General features: G+C 62.1%; 11 protein-coding genes. 2 read left to right on the top strand and 9 right to left on the bottom strand.

Features of this window, described 5'->3' with window-relative positions; genetic code table 11:
* The first annotated feature begins 152 nt into the window (after nt 1-152).
* Nucleotides 153-1040: an acyltransferase gene (locus AB4O36_RS28330; protein WP_460140773.1), complete on the top strand. Its 888-nt coding sequence runs from the start codon at nt 153-155 to the stop codon at nt 1038-1040.
* 1 nt (nt 1041) lies between these two features.
* Here AB4O36_RS28330 and AB4O36_RS28325 read toward each other — a convergent pair whose 3' ends face one another.
* Nucleotides 1042-1590 carry a DUF2780 domain-containing protein gene (locus tag AB4O36_RS28325; RefSeq protein ID WP_460140772.1) on the bottom strand — a complete coding sequence of 183 codons (549 nt, stop codon included), beginning with the start codon at nt 1588-1590 and terminating at the stop codon, nt 1042-1044.
* Nucleotides 1591-2140: 550 nt separating this feature from the next.
* Here AB4O36_RS28325 and AB4O36_RS28320 point away from each other — a divergent pair.
* A complete protein-coding gene (locus tag AB4O36_RS28320; RefSeq protein ID WP_460140771.1) occupies nt 2141-2437 on the top strand; it encodes a DUF6124 family protein in 297 nt (98 codons plus the stop codon).
* A gap of 172 nt (nt 2438-2609) precedes the next feature.
* On the opposite strand, the gene fdhA is transcribed toward AB4O36_RS28320, so the two are convergent.
* From fdhA to AB4O36_RS28280, 8 genes are all read right to left on the bottom strand, one after another.
* Entirely contained in the window at nt 2610-3809 is a 1200-nt protein-coding gene (gene fdhA, locus AB4O36_RS28315) for a formaldehyde dehydrogenase, glutathione-independent (protein WP_027617107.1), read from the bottom strand.
* A 118-nt stretch (nt 3810-3927) separates the two neighbouring features.
* Nucleotides 3928-4785, bottom strand: coding sequence for a formyltetrahydrofolate deformylase (purU, locus tag AB4O36_RS28310; protein WP_460120210.1), 858 nt, complete (start codon nt 4783-4785; stop codon nt 3928-3930).
* Nucleotides 4786-4927: 142 nt separating this feature from the next.
* Complete coding sequence (locus AB4O36_RS28305) at nt 4928-5560, bottom strand: sarcosine oxidase subunit gamma (RefSeq protein WP_460140770.1); 633 nt, start codon at nt 5558-5560, stop codon at nt 4928-4930.
* A 145-nt stretch (nt 5561-5705) separates the two neighbouring features.
* Nucleotides 5706-8723 (bottom strand): sarcosine oxidase subunit alpha, encoded by a 3018-nt coding sequence (locus tag AB4O36_RS28300; protein ID WP_460120206.1) that lies wholly within the window; start codon nt 8721-8723, stop codon nt 5706-5708.
* On the bottom strand, nt 8720-9049 hold the full coding sequence (locus AB4O36_RS28295) for a sarcosine oxidase subunit delta (RefSeq protein ID WP_368555738.1): 330 nt from the start codon (nt 9047-9049) through the stop codon (nt 8720-8722). The genes AB4O36_RS28300 and AB4O36_RS28295 overlap by 4 nt, the downstream gene beginning before the upstream one ends.
* A gap of 14 nt (nt 9050-9063) precedes the next feature.
* Nucleotides 9064-10314 carry a sarcosine oxidase subunit beta gene (locus tag AB4O36_RS28290; protein ID WP_007980419.1) on the bottom strand — a complete coding sequence of 417 codons (1251 nt, stop codon included), beginning with the start codon at nt 10312-10314 and terminating at the stop codon, nt 9064-9066.
* Between the two features lie 23 nt (nt 10315-10337).
* Complete coding sequence (gene glyA, locus AB4O36_RS28285) at nt 10338-11591, bottom strand: serine hydroxymethyltransferase (protein ID WP_460120204.1); 1254 nt, start codon at nt 11589-11591, stop codon at nt 10338-10340.
* 234 nt (nt 11592-11825) lie between these two features.
* A complete protein-coding gene (locus AB4O36_RS28280; protein ID WP_460120202.1) occupies nt 11826-12575 on the bottom strand; it encodes a TraX family protein in 750 nt (249 codons plus the stop codon).
* Nucleotides 12576-12594: the final 19 nt, after the last annotated feature.

The following is a 12594-nucleotide window of genomic DNA, read 5'->3' as shown; positions in this document are numbered from 1 at the left end:
GTGGGAGCGGGCTTGCTCGCGAAGGGGCCGACATGTCAGGCCAAATTTCTGTGAGTTTACCGATTGCCAGGTGAAACATTCGTCACCACGAATTTGGCCTCCCACCCGAACCTGCTTATCATGGCCCGCTCAACCGCTTTCAAGAGTCACCCATGCGCCGCCTGCTCACTGGCTGTTTCGTCGCCCTGCTGCTGTTGCTCAACACCCTGATCCTGATCGGGCCGTTGATGGTGTTTGCCCTGCTCAAGCTGGTGCTGCCCGGCCGCTTTCGCGACTACGCGTCCGGGGCGGTGATGTGGATCGCCGAGACCTGGTCGGAAATCGACAAACTGATCTTTCACCTGTGCATCCCGACCCAATGGGACATTCGCGGCGACGATGGGCTGCAGCGCGACACTTCGTACCTGGTGATCAGCAACCATCAATCCTGGGTCGATATCCCGGCGCTGATCCAGACACTCAACCGACGCACACCGTTCTTCAAGTTCTTCCTCAAGAAAGAACTGATCTGGGTGCCGTTCCTGGGGCTGGCGTGGTGGGCGCTGGATTACCCGTTCATGAAGCGCTACACCAAGGCGTTTATCGCGAAAAATCCGGAACTGGCAGGCAAGGACCTGGAAATCACCAAAGCCGCCTGTGAGCTGTTCAAGCGCCAGCCGGTGACCGTGGTGAATTACCTGGAAGGCACCCGTTACACCCCGGCAAAAAGCACCCAGCAGCAATCACCGTTCAGCCACCTGCTCAAGCCCAAGGCGGGCGGCGTGGCGTTCGTACTGGCGGCGATGGGTGAACAGCTGGACGCGATTCTCGATGTGACGGTGGTTTACCCGCAGGCGAAGATCCCGGGGTTCTGGGACCTGATCAGCGGCAACGTGCCAAGGGTGATCATCGACATCCGGACCCGCGAACTCGACCCGGTGCTGTGGCAGGGCGATTACGAAAATGACCCGGTGTTTCGCGAATCGGTGCAGAACTGGGTCAACCAGCTCTGGACCGAGAAAGACCAGCGCATCGCCGCCCTGCGCAGCGAAAGCCGCTGAATCAGCTGCCGGTGCCCCAGATACCGCCCAGGCTTTGCAGCAGCGAGCCGCCAACGCCCTGCTGACCGAGGTACTGCAAAATGACCGGGGCAAATTGGCCGATCATGCCGCTGTCCATGCCCAGCGCGCTGAATGCATTGTTCAGGTCGTTGGTGTCCTTGACGTTGCCCAAGGCGTTGTCGAGGCCGGCGGCCTTGCCATTGGAACCGAGCAGGCTGGCCAGCGCGCCCAGCTCGCCGCCGCCCGACAACTTGTCGATGCCCGGCACACTCTTGGCCAGTTCGGCGTAGTCGGTGGTGCTCAATTGATTTTTGGCCAGACCGAGCATCGCCCCGGCGCCGCCGACGGCTTGTTGCGGGGTCACGTCCAACTGGCTGAGCGCGCCGAGCAGATCAGCCGTCTCGGAGGTCGGCGCGGCCTCTGTGGCAGCGTTGTCACCCTTCATGCCCGCAATGGCATTGGCCGCATCGCCCAGGCTGAACTGCGCAAACACCGGCCCGGCGGCCAGAGTCATGAGCGATGCCAGTACCAAACCGCGTGAAACCTTCATCCAGACACCCTCAACGAAAAACCGCCCGGGAATGGGCGGTTGAAACAGTTCGTTGGACTGGGATCGGCAGGTATTGTTCCCTGTGGGAGCGGGCTTGCCCGCGAAGACGGCCGCCAGCACACCGAAGCTGTCAGAGCTTTCCCGATAACCCTCTGGAAACAATCACCCAAAGGCAAAACCCGTCAGAAACCCTCCCTGTTTATCGGTGATGTTTAAAACCACCTCCAGTTACTTCCTGAAAGCCACAAAACCTTGCGTCGTTCCCTACGCCCCACCCAGAATCCGCCGGCTAGTGCAGCCAGGACGGCCGGCTTTATCGTTGACTCGCCACTGACACCTCAGTGGTCGGGCTTAGCGGCCGACGATCCCCCAGCTTGCACATGCGTCCACCGAACAGGCATCTCCCCATGCCTGCGGTTTCATGGTGGCTGCACGCAGGGCGCCTTCGGGCGCACCGGCTGAGGGATCCCGGTCCGCTAACCTGCGTGCAGCTGCCACCCCACTTCGCTTAGCGGCACACAGGGGAAGGCATCCAACAGAGGTCCCTCCGATGCGCAAGGCCAAACCAGATTCACCCGACACCGACGAAACCCCACTCTCCGCCGCCGACATCAAAGCCAAACCCCGCAAACCGTGTTCGATGTACAGCGTCAATCCCAACGTCCACGTCCAGGACCTGCTCGGCAGTATCAGCGAATCACTGGCCTCGGCCAACGTCATCACCCTGGACCTCGCCGACCGCGAAACCGGCGCCGGCCGCAACACCCTGCTGGGCATCGCGCAAATCGTAATGCTGGCGGAAATCTCGGTGAACCGCGTGCTGGATCAACTCGACCCAATTGCCTGAAAAAAACCCTGTAGGAGCGAGCTTGCTCGCGATGGCCCTCAACGATAACGCTGGGTACCTGACACCCCGTGGCGTTTTCGAGTCCATCGCGAGCATGCTCGCTCCTACAGGGGCGGGGGCGGGCCAATAGAAAAGGGCGACATTGCGTCGCCCTTTTCCTTGCGCGTATTACTTACGCCGCACTAAACATCTTGTGCGGGTCGATCACAAACTTCTTCGGCACGCCGGCATCGAACTCGCCGTAGCCTTCCGGTGCCTGGTCCAGGCTGATCACCTGCACGCCCACCACTTCGGCGATGTTGATGCGGTCCCACATGATGGCTTGCATCAGCGCACGGTTGTACTTCATCACCGGGGTCTGGCCGGTGTGGAAGCTGTGGGATTTGGCCCAGCCCAGGCCGAAGCGGATGCTCAGGCTGCCCATTTTGGCGGCAGCGTCGACAGCGCCCGGGTCTTCGGTGACGTAGAGGCCAGGGATGCCGATCTTGCCGGCAACGCGTACCACGCCCATCAGGGAGTTGAGCACGGTAGCCGGGGCTTCGTGTTTCACGCCGTCATGGCCGTGGCCACGGGCTTCGAAGCCCACGCAGTCCACTGCGCAATCCACTTCCGGCTCGCCCAGCAGCGCGGCGATCTGCTCGTGCAGCGGCGCGTCCTTGGACAGGTCGACGATTTCAAAACCCTGGGCCTTGGCGTGGGCCAGGCGGATGGTGTTGACGTCGCCGATGATCACCACCGCCGCACCCAGCAGGCGCGCCGAAGCGGCAGCGGCCAGGCCGACCGGGCCGGCACCGGCGATGTACACGGTGCTGCCTGGGCCGACACCGGCGGTGACGGCACCGTGGTAGCCGGTGGGCAGGATGTCGGAGAGGCAGGTCAGGTCGCGGATTTTCTCCATGGCCTTGTCGCGGTCCGGCAGTTTCAGCAGGTTGAAGTCAGCGTACGGCACCAGCACGTATTCGGCCTGGCCGCCGGTCCAGTCGCCCATGTCGACGTAGCCGTAAGCGCCACCGGCACGGGCCGGGTTGACGGTCAGGCACACGCCGGTGTGTTGCTCCTTGCAGGAACGGCAGCGCCCGCAAGCCACGTTGAACGGCACGGACACCAGATCGCCGATTTTCAGGTTCTCGACGTCGCTGCCCTTCTCGATCACTTCACCGGTGATTTCGTGACCCAGGACCAGACCGGTTTGAGCGGTGGTACGGCCACGCACCATGTGCTGGTCGGAACCACAAATGTTGGTGGACACCACACGCAGGATGACACCGTGCTCGATCTTCCTGCCGCGCGGGTCCTGCATTTTCGGATAGTCGATTTTCTGTACTTCGACCTTGCCAGCGCCGAGATACACCACACCACGATTGCCAGACATGCCATCACCTCTGTAATTGTTGTTGGATAGAGCGTGGTTGAGCTTCCAGCGGCAAGCTACAAGCCGCAAGAAGTGTACACACCGCGTTTTCTTGCGGCTTGGAGCTAAAGGCTTGCAGCTATAAAACGACTGTCCTGTTCGCGTTGAGGAACACTCTTCTTTCGATGTGATACCCCACCGCCCGCGCTAACGTCAGGCCTTCGATATCCCGCCCCTTGGCGATCAAGTCTTCCGGGTAATGGCTGTGATCCACCACCTCCACGCCCTGGGCGATGATCGGGCCTTCGTCCAGGTCGTTGTTGATGTAATGCGCCGTCGCGCCGACCAGTTTCACGCCCTTGTTGTAAGCCTGGTGGTAAGGCTTGGCGCCCTTGAAACCGGGCAGTAGGGAGTGATGGATGTTGATCGCCTTGCCATCGAGCTTGCGGCACAGTTCCGGCGACAACACCTGCATGTAGCGCGCAAGGATCACCAGTTCGGCACCGGCCTCTTCGATCACCTGCAATACCTGGCGCTCCTGCGACGGCTTGTCGTTCGGGTCCAGGGGGAAATGGTAGTACGGAATCTGGTGCCAGTCGGCCAGCGGCTTGAGATCCGGATGGTTGGACACCACCGCCGCCACGTCCATCGACAACTGGCCGATGCGCTGGCGATAAAGCAGGTCGTTGAGGCAGTGATCGGCCTTGGAGACCATGATCACCACTTTCGGCCGGTAATGCGGCGGCGTCAGTTCGAAGACCATGCCGAACGTCTCGCCACGCTCTTGCAGGCCGGCGCGGAAAGACTGTTCGTCGAAGCCGTCGGGCTGACGGAATTCCACTCGAATGAAAAAGCGGCCCGAGAGCCGGTCATCGAACGAATGGTGCTCGGTGACGTAGCAGCCCTGCTCGAACAGAAAGCGGGTCACCGCGTCCACGGTGCCGAGTACGCTGGGGCAGTCGGCGGTCAGGATCCATGTGTCTGGGGCGCGGCTCATAGCGGGTGACTCCAGAAGCGAAAGTGGCCTGTAGGAGCGAGCATGCTCGCGATGGTCTTCAACGATGACGTTGGCTTTCTGAATACCAGCGGTGTCTGGGCCACCATCGCGAGCATGCTCGCTCCTACAGGAAGAGCAGTCATCAGGGCTGCACGGCCAGGCCGTACTCGGCCGAGGCGTCTTGCAGCCACAGCCACCAGTAGTCCGAGAAGCTGCGGCGGATCAGCAGTTCCCAGGTGTCTTCGGCGGTGTGGCGGATCACCAGTTGCGACTTGGCGAACACGGTGCCAACGGCCTTACCCACTGGGAAACTGTTGGGGTGTACGTCGTAGCTGGTGGACTTCATCAGCACCTGGCGCACGTTGGGGCCACTCAGTTCAAGTATCTGCTGGCCGCCGCTGACGTTGACGATCTGGATGTGCAGGTCGCCCAGGGCTTCACGCAGCTTTTTCTCGGCCTCGAATTCTTCACCGCTCGGCACGATCAGCAGCCATTCGTCCGGGCCCATCCATTGCAGACTGGTCTCGCCCTTGACGATGACGGTCAGCGCACCCGGCAGTTCGATGCCCAGGGCCTTGTGCACGCCGGCGGCGAACGCGGCGTCATGAGCATCGCCACGAATGGTCAGGTGGCCGAGCAGTTTTTTCTCGCGCACGGTCACGCCGGCGCTCTTGCGACCCTTGCCCACCAGGCTGGCGAGGTCGGCATGATGCAGCGACGACTCGGCTTTAGCCCCGGTGGTTGGGCGTTGTTGGTAAACGTTGGCTGCGGTCATAAGGCACCCTTTCTGAATTCTGTGTTCTCTGTGGGAGCTGGCTTGCCAGCGATAGCGGTATGTCAGTCACAGTTGTTTTGTCTGGCCTGACGCTATCGCGGCGATGCGGCGGGCCGACAAGCCCGCTCCCACAGGGACTGTGGTGTTAAACGTTCTGGCGCTCACCCTTCGGATCAAAGAACACCGAAGAAACAATCTCTGCCTCGATCACGCTGCCGTCGGCCAGCGGTGCGAACACGCGCTCACCCAGGCGCTTCAGCCCACCCTTGACCACGCCCATGGCAAACGAATAACCCAGGGAGTTGTGCAGGTAGCTGGAGGTGACGTGGCCGACCATGGTCATCGGGATCGACTGCTTGGTGTTGAACACCAGTTGCGCACCTTCCGGCAGCCATTTGGTCGGGTCGACCGGCTTGAGGCCCACCAGTTGCTTGCGCTGGTCACGTACGCAGTCTTCACGGTTCATGCCGCGCTGGCCGATCCACGAGAACGGTTTGGTGCGACCCACGCACCAGCCCATGTTCAGGTCGTCGGGGGTCATCGAGCCGTCGGTGTCCTGGCCGACGATGATGAAGCCCTTCTCGGCCCGCAGGATGTGCATGGTTTCGGTACCGTACGGCGTCAGGTTGTACTTTTTGCCAGCCTCGACGATTTTCTCGAGCACGCCCATCGCGTAATCGGCCTGCACGTTGACTTCGTACGACAGCTCACCGGTAAACGAAATCCGGAACACACGCGCCGGCACGCCACCCACCAGGCCTTCTTTCCAGGTCATGAACGGGAACGCTTCGTTGCTCAAATCAACGTCGGTGACTTCGCTGAGCAGCTTGCGGCTGTTCGGCCCGGACAGGGTCATGGTCGCCCAGTGATCCGTCACGGAGGTGAAGTACACCTTCAGGTCAGGCCATTCGGTCTGCTGGTAGATTTCCAGCCATTGCAGCACACGTGCCGCGCCGCCGGTGGTGGTGGTCATGACGAAATGGTTGTCGGCGAGACAGGCGGTTACGCCGTCGTCGAACACCATGCCGTCTTCCTTGCACATCAGGCCGTAACGCGCCTTGCCCACGTCCAGCTTGGTCCAGGCGTTGGTGTAGATGCGGTTGAGGAACTCACGCGCGTCCGGCCCCTGGATGTCGATCTTGCCCAGGGTCGAGGCGTCCAGCAGGCCGACGCTGTCGCGCACGGCTTTGCATTCGCGTTTGACCGCCGCGTGGATGTCTTCACCGTTTTTCGGGAAGTACCACGGACGCTTCCACTGACCGACGTCTTCAAACTCGGCGCCGTTCTTCACGTGCCAGTGATGCAGCGCGGTGAAACGCACTGGCTCGAAGATGTGCCCACAGTGACGACCGGCCACGGCGCCGAAGGTCACCGGCGTGTAGTTCGGACGGAACATGGTGGTGCCCATCTGCGGGATGGTCACGTTCAGCGAACGGGCAGCGATGGCCAGGCCGTTGACGTTGCCGAGCTTGCCCTGGTCGGTACCGAAGCCCAACGCGGTGTAGCGTTTGACGTGCTCGACCGACTCGAAGCCCTCGCGGGTCGCCAGTTCGATACCCCCCGCCGTCACATCGTTTTGCAGGTCGACGAATTGCTTCGGTGCACGCGCCGAGTTCTTCTCGTGCGGCACCTGGAATAGCGCCAGGGTCGGTTCTTCGAGACGGCTCAGGGCTTTGGGCAAGGTGCCTTCGACCACGGCGAAACCGGCTTCGCTGGCCGCACGAGCGCCTCCTTCAAAACCGTCGGCCAGGGAATCACCCAGCGCGTAGACACCATTGATGCCACCGACGCACACGCGCTTCTGCGGTGCTTCGCCCGGTACGAAACCGAGGATGTCTTCACGCCAGATCGGCTTGCCACCCAAGTGCGAGGCCAGGTGAACCACCGGGCTGTAACCACCGGAGCTGGCAATCAGGTCGCAATCGAGCCATTCGCCCGGGCTGGTCACCGCATGGGCTTTTACATCGATCGCGGCCACGCGGGCAGCGGTCACGCGTTTGGTGCCACGGGTCTCGATCACGGCGCTGCCGGTCAGGATGCGAATGCCTTTGGCGCGCGCTTCTTCCACCAACGCACCGCGCGGGTTGCTGCGGGCGTCGGCGATGGCCACCACTTGCAGGCTGGCATCGAGCCAATCCAGGGCCACGCGGTAGGCGTGGTCATTGTTGGTCGAGAGCACCAGTTTCTTGCCCGGTGCCACGCCGTAACGACGGACGTAAGTCGACACCGCGCCGGCCAGCATGTTGCCCGGCACGTCGTTGTTGCCGTAAACCAATGGACGCTCGTGAGCACCGGTCGCCAGGACCACGCGCTTGGCGCGAACCCGGTGGATGCGCTGGCGAACCTGGCCAATCGGGGCGCGATCGCCCAGGTGATCGGTCAGGCGCTCGTGAATGGTCAGGAAGTTATGGTCGTGGTAGCCGTTGACGGTGGCGCGCGGCAACAGCAGCACGTCCGGGGTGTTCGTGAGTTCCGAAATGACGCTGGCGACCCATTCCATGGCCGGCTTGCCGTCCAGGCTTTCGCGGGAGTCGAGCAGGCTGCCGCCGAACTCTTCCTGTTCATCGGCGATGATCACCCGGGCGCCGCTGCGCGCAGCCGCCAGTGCAGCGGCCAGGCCTGCGGGGCCGGCGCCGACGATCAGCACGTCGCAGTGCTGGTTCATGTAGTCGTAGGTGTCCGGATCGTTCTCGGTCGGCGAACGGCCGAGGCCCGCCGCCTTGCGGATGTACTTTTCGTAAGTCATCCAGAACGATTGCGGGTACATGAAGGTTTTGTAGTAGAAGCCCGGAGGCATCAGCTTGCCGCCGACCTTGCCGAGAATCCCCATCATGTCGTTGTTCACGCTTGGCCAGCCGTTGGTGCTGGTGGCGACCAGGCCTTGGTACAGCGCTTGTTGAGTGGCGCGCACGTTCGGGATTTGCGTGGCTTCGGTGGCGCCGATCTGCAGCACCGCGTTCGGCTCTTCGGCACCGGCAGCGAAAATGCCGCGTGGGCGCGAATATTTGAAGCTGCGACCGATGATGTCAACGCCGTTGGCCAGCAGCGCTGCGGCCAGCGAGTCGCCTTCAAAACCTTTGTAGCTCTGGCCGTTGAAGGTGAAGCTCAGGACTTTGTTGCGGTCGATCCGTCCGCCGTTGGACAGGCGATTGGTCTGGCTCATACCTTCTCTCCCAGAGCCGTGGCGGCCGCTTTCGGGCTCTCGGTCTTGTCGGTGAATTGGGGCTTGGTGCCGATCTTGTAGGTTTCCAGAATCTCGTAGGTCACGGTGTCGCGGGTGGCGTTGAAGTACTGACGGCAACCGGCGGCGTGGATCCACAGTTCATGGTGCAGGCCGCGAGGGTTGTCGCGGAAGAACATGTAGTCGCCCCACTCCTCGTCGGTGCAGCTGTTGGGGTCCAGTGGACGCGGGATGTGCGCCTGGCCGGATGCGTGGAATTCCTCTTCGGAGCGCAGTTCGCCGCAGTGAGGACAGAAGATATGCAACATGGGGATTTCTCCTGTTAGTGGGCAACCGCAGCAGCGCCGTGTTCATCGATCAACGCACCGTTGTGGAAACGGTCGATGGAGAAAGGGGCGGCCAACGGGTGCATTTCACCCTTGGCCAGGCTCGCGGCAAATACGTTGCCCGAGCCAGGTGTCGCCTTGAAGCCACCGGTGCCCCAACCGCAGTTGAAGAACATGTTCGGGACCGGGGTTTTGGAAATGATCGGGCAGGCATCCGGAGTGGTGTCGACGATGCCGCCCCACTGACGGTTCATGCGCACCCGCGACAGCACCGGGAACATCTCGACGATGGCCTGGATGGTGTGCTCGATCACCGGGTACGAACCGCGCTGGCCGTAGCCGTTGTAGCCGTCGATACCGGCGCCGATCACCAGGTCGCCCTTGTCGGACTGGCTGATGTAACCGTGCACGGCGTTGGACATGATCACGCTGTCGATAATCGGCTTGATCGGCTCGGACACCAGCGCTTGCAGCGGGTGCGATTCGATCGGCAGGCGGAAACCTGCCAGCTTGGCCATGTGCCCGGAGTTTCCGGCGGTCACCACGCCGACGCGCTTGGCGCCAATGAAACCCTTGTTGGTTTCGACACCGATGCACACGCCGTTTTCCTTGCGGAAACCGATCACTTCGGTCTGCTGGATCAGGTCCACGCCCAGGGCGTCGGCAGCCCGGGCAAAGCCCCAGGCCACCGCATCGTGACGGGCCACGCCGCCGCGACGCTGGACGGTGGCGCCCATCACCGGGTAGCGGGTGTTTTTCGAGCAGTCCAGGTACGGAATTTCGTCGGCGACCTGCTTGGCATCGAGCAGCTCACCATCCACGCCATTGAGGCGGTTGGCGCTGACCCGGCGCTCGGAATCGCGAATGTCCTGCAGCGTGTGGCACAGGTTGTAGACGCCGCGCTGGGAGAACATCACGTTGTAGTTGAGGTCCTGGGACAGGCCTTCCCACAGTTTCATCGCGTGTTCGTACAGGTGCGCCGACTCGTCCCACAAGTAGTTGGAGCGAACGATGGTGGTGTTGCGCGCGGTGTTACCGCCGCCCAGCCAGCCCTTTTCGACCACGGCCACATTGGTGATGCCGTGTTCCTTGGCCAGGTAGTAGGCAGTCGCCAGGCCATGCCCGCCACCACCGACGATGACCACGTCGTAGACCTTCTTGGGTGTGGGCGTGCGCCACATGCGCTGCCAGTTTTCGTGATGGCTCAGAGAGTGCTTGAAGAGGCCGAAGCCTGAGTAGCGTTGCATAGTCATTTACTCCAAAACTGCACTCAGCGATAAACCGGGAAGTCTGCGCACAGGGCCGATACCTGCTCGGCGACGTTGGCCTCGACATCGGCATCGCCGAGGTTGTCGAGGATGTCGCAGATCCAGCCGGCCAGCGTGACGCACTGGGTCACCTTGAAACCGCGCGTGGTCACCGCCGGGGTGCCGATACGCAGGCCGGAGGTGACGAACGGCGACTGCGGGTCGTTCGGCACGGCGTTCTTGTTCACGGTGATGTGGGCGCGACCGAGGGCGGCGTCTGCGTCCTTGCCGGTGAGGCCCTGACGGATCAGGCTGACCAGGAACAGGTGGTTATCGGTGCCGCCGGACACTACATCGTAGCCGCGTTTGATAAACACGCCGGCCATGGCCTGGGCGTTCTCGATCACTTGTTGCTGATAGGCCTTGAAGCCTGGTTCCAAAGCTTCCTTGAAGCACACGGCCTTGCCCGCAATCACGTGCATCAGCGGGCCGCCCTGGGCGCCGGGGAATACGGCGGCGTTGAGCTTCTTCTCGATTTCTTCGTTGGACTTGGCCAGGATCAGGCCGCCACGTGGACCGCGCAGGGTCTTGTGGGTGGTGGTGGTGACCACGTCAGCGAACGGAATCGGGTTCGGATACAGGCCAGCAGCGACCAGGCCGGCCACGTGGGCCATGTCGACGAACAGCAACGCCCCCACCTTGTCGGCGATCTGGCGGAAGCGTGGGAAATCCAGGGTTTTGGAGTAGGCCGAGAACCCGGCAACGATCATCTTCGGCTTGCATTCAACGGCCAGACGCTCGACTTCGTCGTAATCGATCAGGCCGGTATCGGTGTTGATGCCGTATTGAACGGCGTTGTACAGCTTGCCCGAGGACGAGACTTTGGCGCCGTGGGTCAGGTGACCACCGTGGGCCAGGCTCATGCCCAGGATGGTATCGCCGGCTTGCAGCAGGGCCAGGTACACGGCGCTGTTGGCCGAGGAACCGGAGTGCGGCTGCACGTTGGCGTAATCGGCGCCGAACAGTTGTTTGGCGCGTTCGATGGCCAGAGCTTCGACCTTGTCCACGTGCTCGCAGCCACCGTAGTAGCGTTTGCCCGGGTAGCCTTCGGCGTATTTGTTGGTCAGGCCGCTGCCTTGGGCTTGCATGACGCGTTTGCTGGTGTAGTTCTCCGACGCGATCAGCTCGATGTGATCTTCCTGACGTTGCTCCTCGGCATTCATCGCCGCCAGCAGTGCATCGTCGTAACCCTGGATCTGGTCTTGCTTGCTGAACATCGCGTCTCTCCCAGCGGCATCTGTGCGCCATTCGTCTCGGTGAGGCACCGGTTTTTCGGCAGTGCCCTTTGAATGCGATGGTATGGCCGGCGTCGAGAGGCCAAATGCCTACGGACGCCACGCAAAGGCGCGTTTACGACATGGCGTAAACAGCCGAGACAGAACGTGACACCGGGAACAACTCAAAACCTTGTGGGAGCGGGCTTGCCCGCGATTGCGGTGGGTCAGCTGCATCTATGTTGGCTGATACACCGCTATCGCGAGCAAGCCCGCTCCCACAAAGGCTCGTACTGCATAGAGAACCAGGAAATGCCCCGGATAAAGCGCATACGCCCACCGGCGCATCGGCGGTGGTTTTACGCCCTGTGCATGTCGCAACAGGAACAGTCCCAGCCATGGCGCAATCAGACACGTGATAACGGCCGCCATCGCGACGGGGCTGCCCAGGCGGATCGAGTGATACAGCACCGACCACTGGTTGGCCGCCAGGCACACCAGCCCCGGCAACAGGGCGAAATACCAGGGTTTGCGATACACCAGCAGCGTCGCCAGCGGCAACAGCACGCCAAACACGCCGAACATCAAATGCCCCGAAAACAGCAGCGCCAGCACCATGGCCGACACCCCCAATACCCTTGCCTGTAAACCCGGCGCCTGCCAGCCCCGCGCCACCAACAGCCCCAGTGACAGGGTGGGGAGTACGTTCAAGGTGTCGGCATCGGCGATGAACAGCCGATAGGGGATCTCGCTCACCGCACTGAACAGCACCAGCCAGCCCAGGTAGCGCCATTGCCCGGTGACGACGGCCGGCCCGCGCGCCAAATTGGTTGCCATCGCCAGGCAGAACCATGGGAACGCCAATCGCCCCGGCACGTACAGCCAATCGGCGGAGAACCCGACATATCGCAGGTGATCGAGCACCATGCTCAGCAGCGCCAGCCACTTGAGCAAATCCAGTGCCCCATCCCTGTGCGTCATGTGCATAATTGGCCGTCGTCCTTGA

It is taken from the genome of Pseudomonas sp. S2_E01, from assembly GCF_054668365.1.
Note: the sequence above shows the minus strand (reverse complement) of the source record. Positions and strands in the feature narration are given on the sequence as shown.

Coding starts and splice junctions, on each gene's coding strand:
- purU (WP_460120210.1), bottom strand. CDS start 4,785: ATGAGCCGCGCCCCAGACACATGGATCCTGACCGCCGACTGCCCCAGC.
- AB4O36_RS28305 (WP_460140770.1), bottom strand. CDS start 5,560: ATGACCGCAGCCAACGTTTACCAACAACGCCCAACCACCGGGGCTAAA.
- AB4O36_RS28290 (WP_007980419.1), bottom strand. CDS start 10,314: ATGCAACGCTACTCAGGCTTCGGCCTCTTCAAGCACTCTCTGAGCCAT.
- AB4O36_RS28325 (WP_460140772.1), bottom strand. CDS start 1,590: ATGAAGGTTTCACGCGGTTTGGTACTGGCATCGCTCATGACTCTGGCC.
- AB4O36_RS28280 (WP_460120202.1), bottom strand. CDS start 12,575: ATGCACATGACGCACAGGGATGGGGCACTGGATTTGCTCAAGTGGCTG.
- glyA (WP_460120204.1), bottom strand. CDS start 11,591: ATGTTCAGCAAGCAAGACCAGATCCAGGGTTACGACGATGCACTGCTG.
- AB4O36_RS28330 (WP_460140773.1), top strand. CDS start 153: ATGCGCCGCCTGCTCACTGGCTGTTTCGTCGCCCTGCTGCTGTTGCTC.
- AB4O36_RS28300 (WP_460120206.1), bottom strand. CDS start 8,723: ATGAGCCAGACCAATCGCCTGTCCAACGGCGGACGGATCGACCGCAAC.
- fdhA (WP_027617107.1), bottom strand. CDS start 3,809: ATGTCTGGCAATCGTGGTGTGGTGTATCTCGGCGCTGGCAAGGTCGAA.
- AB4O36_RS28320 (WP_460140771.1), top strand. CDS start 2,141: ATGCGCAAGGCCAAACCAGATTCACCCGACACCGACGAAACCCCACTC.
- AB4O36_RS28295 (WP_368555738.1), bottom strand. CDS start 9,049: ATGTTGCATATCTTCTGTCCTCACTGCGGCGAACTGCGCTCCGAAGAG.